The sequence below is a fragment of the Brevibacillus jepli genome (assembly GCF_047229145.1).
Lineage (GTDB): Bacteria > Bacillota > Bacilli > Brevibacillales > Brevibacillaceae > Brevibacillus.
On the sequence record NZ_JBFEFW010000006.1, the window covers coordinates 134,712 to 154,343 of the forward strand.

General features: G+C 49.5%; 13 protein-coding genes. 11 read left to right on the forward strand and 2 right to left on the reverse strand.

The window, feature by feature from the left end:
- Positions 1-75: 75 nt before the first annotated feature.
- From pcrA to AB1L17_RS08955, 6 genes are all read left to right on the forward strand, one after another.
- Positions 76-2,430: a DNA helicase PcrA gene (gene pcrA / locus AB1L17_RS08930; RefSeq protein WP_412844245.1), complete on the forward strand. Its 2,355-nt coding sequence runs from the start codon at positions 76-78 to the stop codon at positions 2,428-2,430.
- Between the two features lie 5 nt (positions 2,431-2,435).
- Complete coding sequence (gene ligA / locus AB1L17_RS08935; RefSeq protein ID WP_412844246.1) at positions 2,436-4,451, forward strand: NAD-dependent DNA ligase LigA; 2,016 nt, start codon at positions 2,436-2,438, stop codon at positions 4,449-4,451.
- Between the two features lie 20 nt (positions 4,452-4,471).
- Positions 4,472-5,398: a WD40/YVTN/BNR-like repeat-containing protein gene (locus tag AB1L17_RS08940; RefSeq protein ID WP_412844247.1), complete on the forward strand. Its 927-nt coding sequence runs from the start codon at positions 4,472-4,474 to the stop codon at positions 5,396-5,398.
- A gap of 46 nt (positions 5,399-5,444) precedes the next feature.
- A complete protein-coding gene (locus AB1L17_RS08945; protein WP_412844248.1) occupies positions 5,445-6,512 on the forward strand; it encodes a CamS family sex pheromone protein in 1,068 nt (355 codons plus the stop codon).
- Positions 6,513-6,785: 273 nt separating this feature from the next.
- Positions 6,786-8,333, forward strand: coding sequence for an L-glutamate gamma-semialdehyde dehydrogenase (gene pruA / locus AB1L17_RS08950; RefSeq protein ID WP_412844249.1), 1,548 nt, complete (start codon positions 6,786-6,788; stop codon positions 8,331-8,333).
- A gap of 153 nt (positions 8,334-8,486) precedes the next feature.
- Entirely contained in the window at positions 8,487-9,392 is a 906-nt protein-coding gene (locus AB1L17_RS08955) for an MraY family glycosyltransferase (RefSeq protein ID WP_412844250.1), read from the forward strand.
- Here the strand turns inward: AB1L17_RS08955 and AB1L17_RS08960 are convergent.
- Positions 9,386-10,312, reverse strand: a complete 927-nt coding sequence (locus AB1L17_RS08960; protein WP_412844251.1) for a diguanylate cyclase domain-containing protein — start codon at positions 10,310-10,312, stop codon at positions 9,386-9,388. The genes AB1L17_RS08955 and AB1L17_RS08960 overlap by 7 nt on opposite strands.
- A gap of 156 nt (positions 10,313-10,468) precedes the next feature.
- Between AB1L17_RS08960 and asd the strand changes: the two genes are divergently transcribed.
- From asd to AB1L17_RS08985, 5 genes are all read left to right on the forward strand, one after another.
- Positions 10,469-11,314, forward strand: coding sequence for an archaetidylserine decarboxylase (gene asd / locus AB1L17_RS08965; RefSeq protein ID WP_412844252.1), 846 nt, complete (start codon positions 10,469-10,471; stop codon positions 11,312-11,314).
- 1,233 nt (positions 11,315-12,547) lie between these two features.
- A complete protein-coding gene (gatC, locus tag AB1L17_RS08970; protein ID WP_007717539.1) occupies positions 12,548-12,838 on the forward strand; it encodes an Asp-tRNA(Asn)/Glu-tRNA(Gln) amidotransferase subunit GatC in 291 nt (96 codons plus the stop codon).
- A 32-nt stretch (positions 12,839-12,870) separates the two neighbouring features.
- The gene (gatA, locus tag AB1L17_RS08975; RefSeq protein WP_412844253.1) at positions 12,871-14,343 is read left to right on the forward strand and encodes an Asp-tRNA(Asn)/Glu-tRNA(Gln) amidotransferase subunit GatA; all 1,473 of its coding nucleotides are present in this window, start codon (positions 12,871-12,873) and stop codon (positions 14,341-14,343) included.
- Between the two features lie 4 nt (positions 14,344-14,347).
- On the forward strand, positions 14,348-15,784 hold the full coding sequence (gene gatB / locus AB1L17_RS08980; protein WP_412844254.1) for an Asp-tRNA(Asn)/Glu-tRNA(Gln) amidotransferase subunit GatB: 1,437 nt from the start codon (positions 14,348-14,350) through the stop codon (positions 15,782-15,784).
- 159 nt (positions 15,785-15,943) lie between these two features.
- The gene (locus AB1L17_RS08985) at positions 15,944-17,572 is read left to right on the forward strand and encodes a YcdB/YcdC domain-containing protein (protein WP_412844255.1); all 1,629 of its coding nucleotides are present in this window, start codon (positions 15,944-15,946) and stop codon (positions 17,570-17,572) included.
- 80 nt (positions 17,573-17,652) lie between these two features.
- Here AB1L17_RS08985 and AB1L17_RS08990 read toward each other — a convergent pair whose 3' ends face one another.
- Positions 17,653-19,404, reverse strand: coding sequence for an RNA polymerase sigma factor (locus tag AB1L17_RS08990; RefSeq protein WP_412844256.1), 1,752 nt, complete (start codon positions 19,402-19,404; stop codon positions 17,653-17,655).
- Between the last annotated feature and the right edge of the window lie 228 nt (positions 19,405-19,632).

Below are 19,632 nucleotides of genomic sequence, written 5' to 3' on the forward strand. Positions count from 1 at the left end.
AACTCCACTGCGATCTGTGCGAAAATAGGAACATATGCTTTCGTCTAGGGAACGTGGAAAGGTGGATTTATACATATGTCTTTTGCAGATCGTATTACAGCAGGCCTGAACCCGGAGCAGCGGGAAGCAGTCCTTACAACAGAAGGCCCCGTCTTGATTCTGGCCGGTGCGGGTAGCGGCAAGACCAAAGTACTGACACAGCGAATCGCCTACCTCATCAGTGCAAAACAGGTGGCCCCTTGGAGTATCCTGGCGATCACTTTCACAAATAAGGCAGCGCGGGAGATGCAAAACCGTGTGGCTGCCATTATCGGCGGAGCGGCAGCGCAGGATACTTGGCTGTCGACGTTTCACTCCTTGTGTGTGCGGATTTTGCGCAGGGATATTGACCGACTCGGTATCAACCGCAGCTTTTCTATTTTGGATGCGGGGGACCAGTTGTCTGTCGTTAAGCAGTGTTTAAAGGAACTGAACATCGATCCGAAGCAGTATGAGCCGCGTTCGATCTTGGCTGCGATCAGTGGAGCGAAAAATGAGTTGACCGATCCCGAGACCTATACGCGTCTGGCAGGTGATCCATTTGCACAAGTGGCAGCCAAGGTTTACACGGCTTATCAGAAAAAGCTGAGAAACAACCAATCGCTGGACTTCGACGATCTGATCATGACGACGGTTCGTCTGTTTAAAGAAGTGCCGGAAGTCTTGGAGTTTTATCAAAACAAATTCCGTTATATACACGTCGATGAGTATCAGGATACAAATAGAGCGCAATACCTCTTGATTTCCATGCTGGCAGACAAGTATCGAAATGTATGCTGCGTGGGGGATGCTGACCAGAGTATTTATAAATGGCGCGGTGCCGATATCTCGATCATTTTAAACTTTGAAAAGGATTATCCAGAAGCCAAGCTCATTAAGCTTGAGCAAAATTATCGCTCCACTAAAACGATTTTGCAGGCGGCGAACCAGGTCATTGCCAACAACAAGCTGCGCAAGGAAAAGAAGCTGTGGACCGAGAATCCGGGCGGCGACAAGATCATGTGCTTCCAGGGCGATTCCGAACACGACGAATCGTATTTTATCGTCGATACGATCCGTAAACAGATGGCACAGTACAAGCGCTACGACAAATTCGCGGTCCTGTATCGAACCAATGCACAATCCCGCGTGGTCGAGGAAGTGTTCATCAAGTCGAACATTCCGTACACGATCGTCGGCGGAACCAAGTTCTACGATCGCAAAGAGATTAAGGATATCCTGGCTTATTTGCGCCTCATCTCCAATCCGGACGACGATATCAGCTTGCAGCGGATCATCAACGTTCCGAAGCGAAATATCGGGGATACGACAGTAGACAAGCTGCAAGCCTACGCGAATGCACATGGACAGTCTCTCTTCCAAGCGATTCAAGAGACGGCTTACATGGGGCTGCCTTCACGTACGACGAATGCGATCTTGTCCTTTAATGATCTCATTTCGAATCTGATGCAAATGACCGATTATTTGAGTGTGACCGAGCTGGTGGAAGAAGTGCTGAAGCGCTCTGGATACCGCGATTCTTTAAAAGAAGAAAAAACGTTGGAAGCGCAGGCACGCTTGGAGAATATCGAAGAGTTCCTGTCTGTAACACAGGAGTTCGAGCGCAAAAACGAAGACAAGAGCCTGCTTGCTTTCCTGACCGATCTCGCGTTGGTGGCGGATATCGATTCATTGGGAGATGACGGTGCCCAGGAGGAAGTAGCAGCAGATGGTCAGGTTGTACTCATGACCTTGCATAGCGCCAAAGGGCTGGAGTTCCCTGTTGTATTCCTCGTCGGTTGTGAGGAGGGTGTTTTCCCGCATAGCCGCTCTTTGTTTGACGATGCTGAGATGGAGGAAGAGCGCCGTCTCGCTTATGTGGGCATTACACGAGCAGAGGAACGCCTGTACATGACGTGTGCCCGCATGCGGACGTTGTTTGGACGGACGAATGTGAATGCACCATCTCGCTTCCTGCAAGAAATTCCGGCAGAGCTATTGGAAGGAAATCCAGCGGCAGCGGCAGCTGACCGAGGCTTCGGCGGCGGACGCAGCAGTGCGTTCGGACAGCGCGATGGCAGTGCATTCGGACGCGATACGGGAGCGAGACCGTTTGGCGCATCTTCCTCACAAGCAGGATCAGCTCCGAAATTTGGTATGGGGCAGCAGCGAACAGCTAGCAGTGCACCTGCTACGTTCACCCGTCCGGCTGGAGAAAAACTGCCTGGACACGGTCAAGGAGCAGGCGTTGATTGGAAGGTTGGCGACAGGGTGGCGCATGGCAAATGGGGCAACGGTACGGTCGTCAAAGTAAAAGGAACGGGCGACGACATGGAGCTCGACATTGCCTTCCCAAGCCCGACTGGCATTAAGAAACTGTTGGCGAAGTTTGCTCCGATTCAGAAAGGATGAACGAAATGGATCGATTGACGGCGGAAACAAAAATTAAGGAATTAGCGAAACTAATTGAGCGGCATAACCGTCTTTACCATGAAGAGGATCGACCTGAGATTTCTGACCAGGAATACGATCAATTGATGCGGGAGCTAAAGGAGCTGGAAACCAGCTTCCCTGATCTGCAGTCACCGGATTCTCCTACCCTGCGTGTAGGGGGAGAGCCACTGCCCTTCTTTGAAAAGGTCGTTCATAAGACACCGATGCTTAGTCTCGGCAACGCCTTTAATGAGGAGGACATCAGGGATTTTGACCGACGGGTACGTCAGGCCGTAGGTAATCAAGCTGTACGATATGTAGCTGAACTGAAAATTGATGGTCTGGCTGTGTCGCTACATTATGAAAATGGACTGTTTGTCCGCGGGGCGACACGTGGAGATGGAACAACAGGCGAAGACATCACCCAAAACCTGAAAACCATCCGTTCGATTCCTTTGCGGCTGACAAAGCCATTATCGCTGGAGGTACGTGGCGAGGCTTACATGCCCAAGGGTGCTTTTGAAAAGCTGAACAAAGAGCGCGAGGAGCGCGGGGAAGCGTTATTTGCCAATCCACGTAACTCCGCGGCAGGCTCGCTCCGACAGCTCGATCCAAAGATTGCAGCATCCCGTCAGCTGGATACGTTTATTTACGGCATTGGCGATTTGCAGGGCGAAACGGTTGAATCGCACAGTGAGGGTCTTGATCTATTGGAAACACTCGGCTTCAAGGTGAATCAGGAGCGCCGTGTATTTGACGATGTCGATGAGCTGCTTGCTTTTATTGCGAGCTGGACAGAGAAACGTCCGCATTTGCCTTATGAAATCGATGGCATGGTAATCAAGGTCGACAGCTACGCTCAGCAAGAAGAGCTCGGATTTACGGCGAAAAGTCCGCGTTGGGCTACCGCATACAAATTCCCTGCTGAAGAAGCGATTACAATCCTCGAAGGTATTGAAGTATCTGTAGGACGTACAGGCAATGTAACTCCGACCGCCTTGTTGAAGCCAGTCAGTCTGGCAGGTACGACCGTCAAGCGTGCTTCCTTGCACAATGAAGATATTATTCGGGAAAAAGGCCTTTTGATTGGCGATCATGTTGTCGTCAAAAAAGCAGGGGACATCATCCCGGAGATTATCGCGGTTTTGCCAGAGCGTCGTACTGGTGATGAAGTGCCGTTTGCCATGCCAACGCATTGTCCGGAATGCGGAAGTGAGCTGGTACGCTTGGAGGAGGAAGTGGCTTTGCGCTGCATCAATCCAATGTGTCCGGCATTGATCCGCGAAGGCATGATTCACTTCGTATCCCGAACAGCCATGAACATTGATGGCTTGGGAGAAAAGGTTGTTGCACAGCTATTTCGCGACGGAATCATCCACAGTGTGGGTGACCTGTATTATTTGCACCAGCAGCGCGATGTTCTACTGGGTATGGAGCGCATGGGTGAAAAGTCTGTAGACAATTTGCTCGCGGCCATTGAAGCGAGCAAGGAGAACTCGCTGGAGCGGGTATTGTTTGGTCTTGGTATTCGCTTGGTCGGAGCCAAGGCGGCACGTGTTCTCGCGGAGCATTTTGGCAATATCGATGCCATTATGCAGGCATCTGAAGAAGCGATTACGCAAATCGATGAGATCGGGCCGAAAATGGCTGCGAGTCTCGTGAACTACTTCGCACAGCCGCAGGCTCAGGCTGTTATTGAGAGACTGCGAGCGGCCGGAGTGAACATGGAGTACAAAGGAATCCGCATTGAAAGTGGCGAAGACCTCCCATTCTCAGGCAAAACAATCGTCTTGACTGGCACACTGACGCAAATGTCGCGGCAGGAGGCAGAGGAAGCGATTGCCCGCATGGGTGGCAAGGTAACAGGCAGCGTCAGCAAAAAGACGGACCTGGTGATTGCAGGAGAAAAAGCCGGCTCCAAGCTGGAGAAGGCAGAAAAACTGGGCGTGGCTGTTATGGACGAAGCAGGCTTCCTGCAAGTATTGGAGAGCAACGCCTAAGAAAACGGTGGCGACAACGGATGAGTAAGGGAAGGGACGTGAAGAGCATGAATAGCTTCCTGAAATGGGGAATCGGTGCAATAGCCATGCTGCAATTGGTTGGCTGCGGAAATAACAGCAGTAATGGCGTTGAAAAAATCAATGAAAATCCCCCGACAGTTACAGCTGCTGCTCTACAAGGGGACTTGACCTATCAGGACGTATTGGAACAGGGAGCAACGATTCACAATCTGATGATGACGGATGATGCCGAGCAAATATGGGTAGGCACTCACGCTGGCCTGTATAGCTCAGTTGGCGGCGGAACGTGGGGATCACTTTCGCCAGAATTAGAGCAGTACGATATCGAAGGCTGGTTTGTGGACCCGGATAATCCGAATCAAATTTTTGCCGGTGGGATCGATGGTGTCCTTCATTCCAAAGATGGCGGTAAGAATTGGAAGTCCGTCAATAAAGGGTTACCGGAGCCTGCGAATATCAGCAGCTTTGTGGGGAGTCGCCAAGGAGATGAAGTACGACTGTTTGCCTTTGTCTCGGGTGAAGGCATCTATCAATCGACCGACGAGGCTAGAACATGGAGCCTGTGGCAGCCGATGGATCAGGAAGTATTTGCTATGGACTTTGATCCCGAACAGGACCGTCTCTATGTAGCGGCCCAATTCAGCTTGCTCTATAATGAAGAGGGGCAGTGGAAGACAGAGGCGATTCCCGAGGTACAGCAGATCTATTCTCTAGCCATTAACAGACGAACTGGCACTCTCGCTGTCGCAACCGAACAAGGTATTTATGAAAAAATCAAGGGCGAATGGCGTTTGCTTGATGCTCGCTCTCCTGAAAAGCTGATTGTGATTGCTTCAGGTGGCGGGGATACAAAATGGGTGGGAATTGGTGAATCGGCGCTGATCTACAAGCTCGATGACAAACGATGGACCAAGTGGAACGAGTGACTTGTACATCGCCCACTTTTTGAACGACCTCGAAAAGGAGTAATCTATGAAAGTGAAGTTTTTGACAGGATGCAGGTTCTTGACAGCTTTACTTCTTGTGTTGGCACTGACTGGCTGTTCGTTGATACCTGGGGGCAAGGACAAAGCTCCTGAGCCTACTACACCGTCCTTGTCGGAGGTAGTGGAAGTATCCGAGGATTACTACGGCAGCATTACCCCATACCAGCCGAACCAGACGCGAGGTATGCTTTCAGATACGAAATATCGCATCGATTTCAGCCATCTGGAGTTAGGCTTGATGGAGTTTGCTCGTGAGACATTCCCGACGTCCGACTATTATTTCCAAGAGGGTCAAGTGATCAAGAAGGAGCAAGTCTCCCAGTGGATCGCGCAGGAAAAGACAGGCGGAGCAAATGGGAAAAAGAAGAGTGGGATTCTGGTACACGTGTTGGAGCACGATTACCTGAATAAAAAGGATAAGAGCCTCTCAGGCATGGTGTTGGGCTTGTCGCTCTCGCCCAACTACCAGGATGCAACCGGTCAGGACAAGGTATATACGACACAAGAATTGCAAGCAAAAGGCCAGCAGGTCGCAGCTCGTATCGTGCAGTCTGTGCGTGCCAACGGTCCGCAAGTTCCAATACTGGTATTGATGTATCAAGTACCGGAGGCGAATTCTTCACTGGTGCCTGGCCACTTTATCATGTCAGGAACCGTAGCAGCTAATGAAGCAACGGTATCCAAGTGGCTGCCGATCGAAGAGGAATTTTTCCTGTTCCCAAGTCCAGAGGTTGAGCAGAAATACCCAGAGGTGTCCTTGCAGTACGATAAGCTCATGCGGCAGTCCAAAGGCTATTTTGGCGAGTACATCGGGATGACTGGATTGGGGCGTTTCATGGATGGCCGAATGACAGAAATTACGATCACGGCGACGGCAGAGTATGACTCAAGGACGGAAGTATTGCAGTTCACGCAATATGCGGCAGGAAGCATTAATCAGCTCTTCGACAAAAGCGTCCACGTTAATATGTACGTGCAGTCGATGAACAAACCATTGTCGATCTACATTCGACCGACAAGTGGTGAGCCGTATATGCATATTTACAGACAATAAGGAAAAGCAAAAAGCACCCGAATGATCACCTGATAAAGGTGAGAGTCGGGTGCTTTTTTGTACACAAGAGAAAAGGGATTAAACAAATGTGTTAAATGCTGAACGATATGTAGACAAAAATGTTCACAATACTTCTCCAATCTTGGCGGTGATTTTTCGCCAAAAATGCAAACACTAGTAGAGTCGAGCCTTTAACTGTTGGTTGGTATGATCCTTGCATAAGTTTTATGAGTGATCCGAAACATGGAAGATATCGATAAGGAGGCGTCACAGATGCAAGTGGAATTCAAAAACGAGGCGTTTACTAATTTTAGTCTGCCAGAAAATAAAAAGGCATTTGAAGAAGCACTCGCTAAGGTAGAAAGTGAACTTGGTCAAGAGTTTTCTTTGATCATTGGCGGAGAGCGCATCACAACGGAAAAGAAATCCCGCTCCATCAACCCTTCCAATAAAGAACAAGTAGTGGGTATTGTATCCCAGGCTGACCAAGCACTGGCTGAAAAAGCAATCCAAGTAGCAGCGAGCACATTCGAAACATGGAAAAAGGTATCTCCAACGAATCGCTCCCGCTATCTCTATAAAGCAGCAGCTATTATGCGCCGCCGCAAGCATGAATTCTCTGCTTGGCTTGTAAAAGAAGCAGGTAAAAGCTGGGCAGAGGCTGATGCTGACACAGCAGAAGCAATCGACTTCATGGAATACTATGGCCGTCAAATGGATAAGCTGTCCCAGCGTCATGACTTGCCACGCATCCCGGATGAAGACAACGAACTGTACTACATTCCACTTGGTGTAGGGGTAGTAATCCCACCTTGGAACTTCCCTCTGGCGATCATGGCAGGGATGACAACAGCTGCTCTCGTAGCAGGTAACACGGTAGTACTGAAGCCAGCTTCTACAACACCAATCATCGCAGCGAAATTCATGGAGCTTCTTGAAGAAGCAGGCGTACCAGCAGGTGTTGTGAACTTCGTACCAGGTTCCGGTAGCGAAATCGGCGATTACCTCGTAGAGCACAAGCTGACTCGCTTTATCAGCTTCACAGGCTCCCGTGACGTAGGTCTGCGCATCAACGAGCTGGCTGCGAAACACCGTCCAGGTCAAAAATGGATGAAGCGTCTGGTTGCAGAAATGGGCGGTAAAGACTCCATCGTGGTTGATAGCGAGTGCGACATCGAGCTGGCTGCTCAATCCATCGTGGCTTCTGCATTCGGCTTCTCCGGTCAAAAATGTTCCGCTTGCTCCCGTGCAATCGTTCACCAAGACGTGTACGATCAAGTACTGGGCCGCGTAGTTGAGTTGACCAAGCAACTGACTGTGGGCGACATCAGAACCAACGATTTCTACACAGGTCCTGTTGTTGACGAGAAAGCATACAACAAGATCCTCGAATACATCGAGATCGGTAAAAAAGAAGGTAAACTGGTTGCAGGTGGCGAGAAGGGTCCAGAATCCGGCTACTTCATCATGCCAACTGTATTTGCAGATGTAGATCCACAAGCTCGCATCATGCAGGAAGAAATCTTTGGCCCAGTGGTAGCATTCACGAAAGCAAATGATTTTGACCATGCAATGGAAATCGCGAACAACACGGAGTACGGTTTGACTGGCGCTGTCATCAGCCGCAATCGTGCGCACCTGGAGCGCGCTCGCGAAGAGTTCCACGTAGGTAACCTGTACTTCAACCGCAAGTGCACAGGCGCTTTGGTAGGCGTACATCCATTCGGCGGCTTCAACATGTCCGGTACTGACTCCAAAGCGGGTGGACCAGACTATCTCTTGCTCTTCACGCAAGCAAAAATGGTTTCCGAAAAAATGTAATACCCGCAATAAAAAAGGCTGCCTCTTCACAGGGGCGGCTTTTTTGTTCCCATTTTGTCCACACTAAAGACAAATTGAAGTGCGGGCAGGTGAGGGTAGCTGTTTACTTATATCGTGTCAGGACTCTCCTCGTTTTTTGTGGTGTATTTGTTGATGCCAGTGGCTGATTGGTTGGCGTGGAAAACAAAGCTGTTAGACATGCCGAAGGGAAGAAAGGGACATAGTAGACCGATCCCATTATCCGGTGGCTTGGCGATGTTTGTGGGCCTTGTGCTGGTGTCAACTTTTTTTGCAGGGGCGCAAAAAACGGTTGCAGTTTTGGCAGTTGGCGGGGCTATGCTGGTGGCCATCGGATGGGTAGACGATACGTACAAGTCCAAGAAAAAAGATTTTCCGGCATTACCAAAGCTAACAGTGCAGCTGTTGGTGGCGACCTTGACATTCCTCATGGATATTCGCTTTCGAGGAGTCAATTTATTGTGGCTAGGTGGCGAGGAAGGGACGTATATCTCATTTCCTATCCTTGTTTCCTTGCTAATGACCGTCCTGTGGATTGTGGGCTTGATCAATATGGTCAATTTTTTGGATGGTGTGGACGGGCTGGCTGCCGGTGCTACTGTCATATCAGCGGTGACCTTGTTTTTTTTATCAATGCTCAAAGGCCAGGATATAACAGCTTTATTGGCTGTGGCGCTGGCTGGTGCGGCACTCGCTTTTTTACGCTTTAATTTCTATCCAGCCAAAATTTTTATGGGTGATGCGGGATCGATGTTTTTGGGATTCGCTCTTGGAGTCATCTCATTGGAAGGAACGATGAAGGGGGCAACGCTCATTTCGTTGATTGTGACTGTGCTCGCAGTAGGCTTGCCCATTATAGATACGGTTCAGGTCATTATCAGTCGGCTGTTGGCTGGCTCCCCCATGTACCAGGCGGATCGTCGTCATGTCCATCACCGCCTCATGTCCCGGGGGTTGTCTACGAAGCAAACGGTCATGATCTTGTATATAGTGAGCTTGCTGTTCTCCGTTTTGGCTGTGTTTTTGTTTTACAGTCAGTAGTCTGTTGAATCAAAGAAAGTGAATCGATTGCGTCCTGTATTTTTGGCCTTGTAAAGTGCCTTGTCTGCATTGCTCAACAGCTGTTCGGCTTCGTTTGCCGATGCCGGGTAGAGCGCAATGCCTATGCTTGTCGAAAACGGGATGGCCCGGCCCTCGATCATCCATGGCTCTTGGGTCGCAAGTAGGATACGGCTCGCGATTTTTTCAACCTGACGTTCGGAGTGAATGCCGGTCAGAACGATGACAAACTCGTCCCCACCGAGACGTGCAACGATATCTCCATCTCGAACGGATGACTTGAGACGTGTAGCCAGCATCTGCAAAAACAGATCCCCTGTGTCATGCCCCCACGTATCGTTGATTTCTTTAAAGCGGTCACAGTCCAGATAGAGGGCAGCGACCATCTCTTCTTTAGATTGGGCAGCACTCAGAACTTGCCGAAGCTTTTCGGAGAGGAGACGCCTGTTCGGCAATCCGGTTAGCACATCGTGATACGCCATATAGGTTAGCTGTGACTCCAGGTTTGTGCGCTCGGTAACATCACGGGTAATGGAAAATACATGCGTACATACGCCATTACTATCGTAGATAGGAGAAAGAATGGATTCGCCAATGACATCTCCATTCGCGGTAAAGTGGATGGGACTCCCGCTTTTTACGGCCTGTGTGTACATGTGTTGCAATAAGCTGGCTTTCTCATGGGGATAAACGTCCTCAAACGTTTTTCCGTATGCTTCCTCGCACAGCTGTCCAACGTGCATGGCGGATGGATTCATCAGGACGTAGCGGAACTGATACTCCTCGTCCGCAGCTTGCTCCACAGCCATGAGAAAGAACATGTCCGACATATGATCGAACAGAGTCGTTAGGATATCACCATGTTGACTGATGAGCGTTGTAATATCGAGCTTCTTCACCATAACCGATATCTCCTGATAATGAGCTTGTTAGAATGATTATAGTATAGCAAGACTCTCGAAGAAAATGATGAACCTCTGGTAATAGTGCGGGGTTTACTGGCTGTTAGCAGAAGTGGTAAAGTAAGGGTATTGTTGTTTTACGAAGGAGCATCTCTTATGCGCAAAAAGCTGCTCCCAGGCCTGATTCATCGGTTGCCACAAAACGCGATGTCTCGGACTATGGGCAAAATTACTGCTACTCGCTTTAGTCGATTAGCCATCCAACGATACATACGACATTATCAAATTGATACTTCCATCATAGAAAAGCCGGTTTCGGAATACCGAACGCTGAAGGAATTTTTTTCTCGTCGCCTGAAGCCAGGGGCTAGATCTATTGCACCAGATCGAGATACCATCGTCAGCCCGGTAGATGGGACGATTTCGCAGCTAGGCGATATTTGCGAAGGTACCTTGATTCAGGCAAAAGGAAAAGCGTTCAGCGTGATCGAGCTGTTAGGTGGTTCAGAGGAAGAGGCCAAGCGTTATTACGGCGGTAAATTTATCACGATTTATTTGAGTCCAAAGGACTACCACCGAATTCACATGCCAGTAGCGGGAGATTTGAGCTGTTACTGCTATCTGCCAGGCAGACTCTATCCGGTTAACCAGCTCGGGATCGAAAACGTAGACAGATTGTTTGCCCGCAATGAACGACTGGTAACCCATATTCAAACAGACGATTTGGGAGATATGGCGTTGGTCAAAGTAGGGGCATTGTTTGTAGGCAGCGTGAAGGTCTGCTACAATACCGCTACGACGAACATCAAGCACGGTCGCCAAACCCACGAGAAAATTGCCGGGGCGCCTCATTATGAAAAAGGGGCGGAGCTGGGCTGGTTCGAGTTTGGATCAACCGTCATTCTGCTGTTGGAATCCAACGAGCTCGAATGGGTGGCAGGCGTTGAAAAAGGCAAGCCTCTCTTGATGGGGCAGGCACTCGCGAAAAAGAAGCCTGAATAGCAAACGATAGAAGACGCACAGTCCAGGGCAAATGCCTTGGGCTTGTTTTTCTTAGTAGTTCTAATAGATGGAGCTGCGGTGGGGAGAAGAATATTTCCAGTCTAGGCTCAGTGCTCCGTCCCGCGGGGAAGCATGGACTGCCCGCTCCGAAGGGATTAGCGGGGAACCGCAAAAGTGGTAGCCGCTTCGTCGCAGGGGCACGTTGCGTTTCTTTTGCCCGCTAATCCCTTCTCCGCTCGGTAGGACTCCACAAGTCGCTACGTCTGGAAATATTCTTCTCTGTCGTAACTGATTACGTTCTTCAATCTATTAATTCTTTATAAAACCCGATTTACACGGAAAGCTCGTAGAGGAAACAGGAGAAATAAGCGAAGATCTTTGGTACACCGACCGAGACGCAATGCAAAAAGCGAAACACGCTTTTAAGCGTCCACCTCTGAAAATGCATCCTGAAAGGACCACTTTGGACGCGGTTTCGCTTTTTGCATGGAGTCGGGCAGTGAATCCCTCAGCGGGTGGGACAAGAAGCTGAGCGTTTTCTCCTGTTTCCTCCCCGGCACTACAGCAACAACTTAAGGTTCCTGTTATGTGGCTGCGGTGGGGAGAAGAATATTTCCAGACTAGGCTCAGTGCTCCGTCCCACTGGGAGATTGGACTGTCCGCTCCGCAGGGATTAGCGGGGAACCGCAAAAGTGGTAGCCGCTTCGTCGTAGGGGCACGTTGCGTTTCTTTTGCCCGCAAATCCCTTCTCCGCTCGGTAGGACTCCACAAGTCGCTACGTCTGGAAATATTCTTCTCTGTCGTAACTAATGACATTCTTCAATCTTTTAAGGCTTTATAAAATCGGTTAACACTGACAGCTCGTAGAGGAAACAGGAGAAATAAGCGAAGATCTTTGGTACACCGACCGAGACGCAATGCAAAAAGCGAAACACGCTCTTAAGCGTCCACCTCTGAAATACATCCTGAAAGGACCACTTTGGACGCGGTTTCGCTTTTTGCATGGAGTCGGGCAGTGAATCCCCCAGCGGGTGGGACAAGAAGCTGAGCGTTTTCTCCTGTTTCCTCCCCACCTCAACAGCCGGACAAAGTTATTATTAGTTAATAATCGATCAATATTTTTTTGCCGAAAACATTATTTGTTTTCCCTATCGAAATCCCTGTGAAAATTGACTGAACCTGCTGTTTTCAAGTAAGATCAAAGTTATGTGATACGATTCGGAGGTGGAAAGAATGAGTGCCATTACTCGCAAGGAAGTAGAACACGTAGCTAATTTGGCCCGTTTGCAGCTCACTGAGGAAGAAGCGGAGCGGTACACAAAAGACCTGAATGCGATTCTTGATTTTGCAGCCAAGCTAAACGAGCTCGATACCTCTAACATTGAGCCGACCAGCCATGCTACAGACGTGAAAAACGTCATGCGTGAAGACGTAAACAGACCGTCCCTGCCGCGTGAGGACGTGCTGAAAAACGCACCAGATCACGAAGACGGACAGTTTAAAGTACCGGCTGTATTCGAATAACCTACTGGATAACGAGAAGGGAGGAACCCACTGTGTCGCTGTTTGACAAGCGATTGTCTGAGATACATAGCGCCCTGCGCGCAAAAGAGCTTTCGGTAACAGATCTGGTGCAGGATTCCATCGCTAGCATCAAGGAGCATGATGGAGAAATCAAGTCCGTCCTGCATGTAGATGAAGAGGGAGCCTTGGCTCATGCCCGTCAGTTGGACGAGCGTCTGGTCAAGGGAAATGAAGAGCTGGGTCTTCTCTACGGTTTGCCTGCCGGACTGAAGGACAACCTGGTTACAAAAGACGTTCGCACGACTTGCGCGAGCAAATTTTTGGCGAACTACGATCCTGTTCATGACGGGACTGTTTCCAAAAAGGTAAAAGAAGCTGACGCTGTGATTGTAGCGAAGCTGAACATGGACGAGTTTGCGATGGGCGGCTCCAACGAAAACTCCGGCTTTTTCCCAGCGAAAAACCCATGGAACACCGACTACGTTCCAGGTGGTTCTTCTGGTGGTTCGGCGGCGGCAATGGCTGCGCGTCATTTTTACTTCACGCTTGGCTCTGATACAGGCGGATCTATCCGTCAGCCTGCTGCTTTTTGTGGCGTTGTCGGGTTGAAGCCTACGTATGGTCGTGTCTCCCGTTTCGGACTGGTAGCGTTCGCGTCCTCGCTGGATCAGATTGGACCTGTTACGAAAAACGTAGAGGATTCCGCGTATGTGCTGCAAGCCATTGCGGGACATGATGAATATGATTCTACTTCTGCCAATGTGGACGTACCAGATTACTTGTCTGCATTGACTGGAGATGTAAAAGGTCTGCGTATTGGTGTACCGAAAGAGCTGATCGGCGAAGGGATTGACCCTGAGGTGCGCGATGCTGTTCTGGCAGCGTTGAAGCAGCTGGAGAGCATGGGTGCTACATGGAGCGAGGTTTCCATGCCGCACACGGAATATGCGGTGCCAGCTTACTACCTCTTGTCTTCGTCTGAAGCTTCGTCCAACCTGGCTCGTTTTGACGGCGTACGCTATGGCGTGCGTGCAGACAATGCGGAGAACCTGATCGAGCTGTACAAGGAATCCCGCAGCCAAGGCTTTGGCCCAGAAGTGAAGCGCCGTATCATGCTCGGAACCTACGCGCTCTCGTCTGGTTATTACGATGCTTACTACAAAAAGGCGCAGCAGGTGCGTACCCTGATCATTCAGGACTTCAACAGCATTTTTGCGGACTTTGATGTCATCCTGCATCCGACTACACCTTCTACTGCTTTCAAAGTCGGTGAGAACGTAGATGATCCAGTGAAAATGTATCTGGAGGATATTTGCACCGTTCCTGTGAACCTGGCTGGACTGCCAGCAATCAGCGTACCGTGTGGTTTCTCCAAAAACGGTCTGCCAATCGGTTTGCAGATCGTAGGCCGTGCGTTTGACGAATCCACCGTATTGCGCGTAGCCCATGCGTATGAGCAAACAGCAGGCTACTTCCAGCGCAAACCGGAATGGGTGAGGGGGTAAGAGCATGAGCAAATACGAAACCGTCATCGGCTTGGAGGTTCACGCCGAGCTATCGACCAACAGTAAAATCTTTTGCGGCTGCCCGACTGAGTTCGGTGCACCGCCGAATACACATACATGCCCGATCTGCTTGGGACATCCAGGTGTGCTACCTGTAACGAACAAGCAAGCAGTAGAATTCGCGATGAAGGCAGCACTCGCCCTCAACTGCGAAATTTCCCGCGAGACCAAGTTCGACCGCAAAAACTACTTTTATCCGGACTCGCCAAAAGCGTACCAAATCTCGCAGTTCGACCAGCCGATCGGCTACAATGGCTGGATCGACATCGAGGTAAACGGTGAGACAAAACGCATTGGAATCACTCGTCTGCATCTGGAAGAGGATGCGGGCAAGCTGACGCACAGCGATTTTGGCGGAGAATCCTTGGTAGACTTCAACCGCGTCGGGGTGCCGCTCGTGGAGATCGTTTCTGAGCCGGACATCCGCACACCGGAAGAAGCACGTGCTTATTTGGAAAAGCTGAAAGCGATCATCCAGTACACCGAAGTATCTGACGTTCGCATGGAGCAAGGCTCCTTGCGCTGCGATGCCAACATATCGATTCGTCCATATGGCCAAGAAGAATTCGGAACCAAGGCTGAGCTGAAAAACATGAACTCCTTCCGTAACGTACAAATGGGCTTGGAGTACGAGGTACAGCGTCAGACCGAGGTAGTTTCTTCGGGTGGCAAAGTCGTTCAGGAAACTCGTCGTTGGGATGAAGCGAACAAGAAGACGTTGACGATGCGTTCCAAAGAGGAAGCCCACGACTATCGTTACTTCCCAGACCCGGATCTGGTTCGCATGCAGATATCCGAAGAGTGGATTGAAGCGGTTCGCGCAACGATTCCAGAGCTGCCAGATGCTCGTCAGGCGCGTTATGTGAACGAGTTTGGCTTGTCAAAGGATGATGCAGGAGTTATTACGATCTCCAAGGAAACGGCTGATTTCTTCGATGAGACAGTGAAAACAGGAGCAGAGCCGAAGTCAGTAGCAAACTGGCTGATGGTTGACCTGTTGGCGCACCTCAATGCAAACAACCTGGTGTTTGCGGATGTGAAAATGACACCAAAAGGCTTGGGTGAGATGATCAAGCTGATCGGTGACGGAACCATTTCCTCCAAAATCGCGAAAACCGTCTTCAAAGAGATGGTCGAGACCGGCAAAGAGCCGAAGCAGATCGTCGAGGAAAAAGGGCTCGTCCAAATCAGCGATGAAGGCGCACTGCGTCAAATCGTCGTTGATGCGGTCAATTCCAACCCGCAAGCCGTAGCAGACTTCAAGTCCGGTAACGAAAAAGCAGCTGCTTTCTTCGTAGGTCAGGTTATGAAGCAAACCAAAGGCAAGGCCAACCCGGGAATGGTAAACAAGTTGATTCAGGAAGTATTGAACAGCCTGTAGGCACTATATACAAGCAGCACTTTCTTCGTAGGAGGAGAGTGCTGTTTTTTTTGGGTGCTCGATAGAGGATTTCTGATCGATTAAAAAACATGCTAAATAGTGGGAAAAAAGGTAAAATAGACTTATCAAAATCACAAGACTTATAGGATGTGGAGTAACATGGAGACCAGGAATTGGGGAGCGACAGTGTTTAGCTGGGCGGCAACCGTGATGTTATTTGGCGTAGGATGGGCTGTAATACCAGACCCGATTGAGCTGCCAGCTGGTGCGGATAAGATCATAGCTACCATAGAGAAGCTGGAGCCCGGGTTAAAGGATTTGACGAACCGCAGAGTCAAAATTGACGGACAAGATGAAAATAAAGTATACGTGCAAATGCAAAAACCGGACGATTATTACGCCAGTGCAATTGTATTATTTGATCGAAAAACCGGAGAATTGATCAGCGTGGATGCTTCCATCAACAATTGGAAGAACAAAAAAATAGAAAAAGCAACAGACGAAGAGATCATGAAACGTGCGGATACCATTGTTCAGGAACTATTTGGGGATAAACGAAAAGAGACAGGAACGCCCCGATTATCCAAAGCCATGGAGCCTGATCCGAGTAACCCCAACGATTCGCGTGACGTATACCGGTTTGTATATTACCCTGCCTTGCTGAATGGCGTAGAGATCGAGACGGCAGGAACCGATTATGGCCTAAGTGTGGCGACAGATCACGCAGGACATCTCGTAGAGGTATCGTACGAACCGATCGATTTGCAGGGGATAAGTGTTCCAGATCCGAAAAAGGCTTTGGCACCAGAAGCAATTCAAAAGCAAATCTTCACGCCCGACCGTTTTGATTTTGACTATGTCTGGGACGGAATAGACGGTAAGCCCACTTTGGAATATACAATAAGGACTTCTCCTATCTATGACGCAATGACGGGTAAGCAGATTGATGCCAAACGTGGGACGGAAAAAGAAGATGGAAAGCGTAACGCGACCACCCATAAGGACATTACGATAAAACCCCAGTCGAAACCTCTCATTGCGCAAAGCGCAGAAGAGGCAAAAAAAGTTTTGGAGAGCTTGTATGGGGCAGATTCAATGAATACGTTATCCACCTATAAGAAGAACGAGGTTGATAACCTCATCGTTCATTACTGGACGGAAGGGTACGATTATTTAGATAAATACGTTTCGCTTATCGTAGACAAGTCAACAGGAGAGGTTGTTACCACCGAAAATAATACATACAGGGAAGAACTCGAGGTCCCGCTGACAAAAGAACAAGCATTGCAAAAAGCGATCGCCTTTATGGAGCCATATGCAGAAGCAACGAATTGGCAGGTAGAAATCGTTGAGCCGTACAAAGCTGCTCCGATGGCTGACTGGATGATCGATATTTATGGGGAAGGTCTTCGGGATCATGATGAAGAGGAAGAGGAGGGCAAGTACGTCTTCTACTTTAAGGATTTGCACCATGGCGTGCCTATCGTTGATACGTATTATAGGGTAGTGGTCAATGTGTTAACAGGCCAAGTGCTGCAATTGGAAAGATCATTGCCAATCAATGGGCGTACTTATCCCGTACTAAAACCATCCGTGACCGAACAACAGGCTGCTGAAATATTTGCCAAAAATATTCCATTAAAGCTGAACTACACGTGGGTTCAAATTTACGAGCATAAAGCTCCTCACCTCTCCCTCGTCTACACGCTGGATATGAGCAAAGGTTGGCCAAGCATAGATGCATTAACCGGAAAAATGGTATGGAGAGAATACGAAGAAGAGGAATAATCGTAACACCTATGGTAGAAAGGAAAAAAGAACGCGGTTTGCAGATTGCGCTCTTTTTTCCTTTTCGGATTCAATATTCTCTACTGATTGTCAGCAAGCCCCGCATGCATTTTCTCCAACAAAGAAACAGCCTCACGCTCATTTCGTTCAATCGCTTGCAACAACGCGATGGCCTGCTTGCCCTGCTCCGTATCGTTCGGTTCTCCACCAGCCGGGAACGGGAAGAGCATGCTTAAGGTATCGTAGTCATCTGCAATCGCCCCGTACAAGCTAGCCGCCTTTTTCATCAAGGGGCGAATCTCATCTAACACAGCATCTGTCCACGTCTCCACGATTTCGCTCCAGAATAGGGAAGCATTTCGTCGTGCGTTCGCTGCAACAATAGTCGTATACGAGTTGCCATTTGGCTCAATGGTTCCCTTTTCATAGGCTTCCAGCCAGACTGCATAAGCAGCCAGGCCATTTGCGCAGCTTAGGTCCAGAGGCTCTTCTCCGCGATAGTGAACGAGTGCTGCCTGGATGGCGCTTGCAAGCATCGTACGTTGATCGATCGGGAGTGTACGGTCGATCGCGAGGACAAATAACTCCTCGAGGATGCCACGTCCCAAGTTTTCATAGGGGATGGTGCTGTCGTTACGGCAGTTGTCTCCTGCATAAAACACTCTTTTCTCATCATCATAGCCGTAGATCAAGCCGAACTCTGGCATGAACAGGTCCCAAGCAAGCACCGGGTTGCCTTTGTCGATGGAACGGTGGATCAGCTCCAATGCTTCCGGCAACTGGGCAGATAGCTGGCGCTTCGCACGTGCATCCGGACTGAGCAGCGAAGAATCGACTTGATTGGCGTTAACGCTTGGTGCGCAGCTAAGGTGATAAGAGGTCACGGCACGAGATTCAAAGCCCATGTTTCGCAAGCCCTGCTGCAAGACCCGTTGAAAGTGAAACATCGTCGGTCCCGCAATGTGGATCGTTTCAGGGACGATCGTCAGGCGAAAGGCATGCCCACTCAATCCAAGGATCATGGGTAAAGACATTTTCCGTTCAGTTGATTCCACCAAGCCGTATAGTGCCGCTGCGCAAGTAACCCAAGTAGGCAAAGTGAATGCCTCTGGTTTATTCAATATTGCTTGTTTCATACTCCCCGCAACCTTTCTCGTCTTCATGTATTGATCAACAACGACACGAGTTTTCTCCTGAATCAGCTTTTTGCGAGAACGAGATAGCACTTGGTAGACATTCGCCTGAGACATCTGGAACATGTGGGCGATCTCATGAGGGGCCAAATGGTCAAAAAAGTGAGATTCCACGATGCGTCTTTCCCGGGGGTTGAGGCAGTACAACAGGCTCGTGATTGTCTCAAACAGCTCACGACGCACCATGACCTCCTCGGGATTGATGTTTTGCGCTGTGGGTGACCAAGTGCGCCCGAGTCGGTGCAGGATACTGTCGAGGTCTTCCCAATCAGTTGGTTCCTGCTCACTCGTTTGTTTACCCAGGCTGGAGAAGACTGTCTCCCTTTTTTGAGATCCCTTCGCCAGACGCGTATACGCCTGATTACGCACAATTCGGTGCAGCCAGGGAAGGAAGCGTCTGCTGTCCACCAGTGTGCCCAGGTGCAAAAAGGCGCGAATGAGAGCATCCTGAACGATGTCTTCTGCCAGAAAGGCTTCTTGTGTGTACGAACGTGCATAGCCGTATACTTTGGAGCGATGACGTCTGACCAGCTCGCCAAACGCCTCCTGATCTCCGGCTTTTGCCCGCTCTACCAAAGCCTCGTCCTGTGTCTGTTCTGTTTCCTCAAATGTCTTAGGCTTGATAACCAAATGATCCATCGCAAAAACCCCTCGTAAATTGTTGAGTTACTGTATAGACTTCTGGTTCACGGAATTTCTGACAGGAATACGAAATAAAATTCGAGTTTTTTTTCGCTAGCGGAAACTGTCATGTTTAGTGTAACAGACAAATAAACCCAGTGGTTTTCCAATGATCGTTCAGGAATGTATACATAAGGCTGTTGAGAGATTCTACAACTTTCCTTGTAAATAAGAGGCGACTTATGT

Excerpts from the sequence above, each read along its gene's own strand:
- pcrA (WP_412844245.1), top strand. The coding sequence starts at position 76 with ATGTCTTTTGCAGATCGTATTACAGCAGGCCTGAACCCGGAGCAGCGG.
- ligA (WP_412844246.1), top strand. The coding sequence starts at position 2,436 with ATGGATCGATTGACGGCGGAAACAAAAATTAAGGAATTAGCGAAACTA.
- AB1L17_RS08940 (WP_412844247.1), top strand. The coding sequence starts at position 4,472 with ATGAGTAAGGGAAGGGACGTGAAGAGCATGAATAGCTTCCTGAAATGG.
- AB1L17_RS08945 (WP_412844248.1), top strand. The coding sequence starts at position 5,445 with ATGAAAGTGAAGTTTTTGACAGGATGCAGGTTCTTGACAGCTTTACTT.
- pruA (WP_412844249.1), top strand. The coding sequence starts at position 6,786 with ATGCAAGTGGAATTCAAAAACGAGGCGTTTACTAATTTTAGTCTGCCA.
- AB1L17_RS08955 (WP_412844250.1), top strand. The coding sequence starts at position 8,487 with ATGCCAGTGGCTGATTGGTTGGCGTGGAAAACAAAGCTGTTAGACATG.
- AB1L17_RS08960 (WP_412844251.1), bottom strand. The coding sequence starts at position 10,312 with ATGGTGAAGAAGCTCGATATTACAACGCTCATCAGTCAACATGGTGAT.
- asd (WP_412844252.1), top strand. The coding sequence starts at position 10,469 with ATGCGCAAAAAGCTGCTCCCAGGCCTGATTCATCGGTTGCCACAAAAC.
- gatC (WP_007717539.1), top strand. The coding sequence starts at position 12,548 with ATGAGTGCCATTACTCGCAAGGAAGTAGAACACGTAGCTAATTTGGCC.
- gatB (WP_412844254.1), top strand. The coding sequence starts at position 14,348 with ATGAGCAAATACGAAACCGTCATCGGCTTGGAGGTTCACGCCGAGCTA.
- AB1L17_RS08985 (WP_412844255.1), top strand. The coding sequence starts at position 15,944 with ATGGAGACCAGGAATTGGGGAGCGACAGTGTTTAGCTGGGCGGCAACC.
- AB1L17_RS08990 (WP_412844256.1), bottom strand. The coding sequence starts at position 19,404 with ATGGATCATTTGGTTATCAAGCCTAAGACATTTGAGGAAACAGAACAG.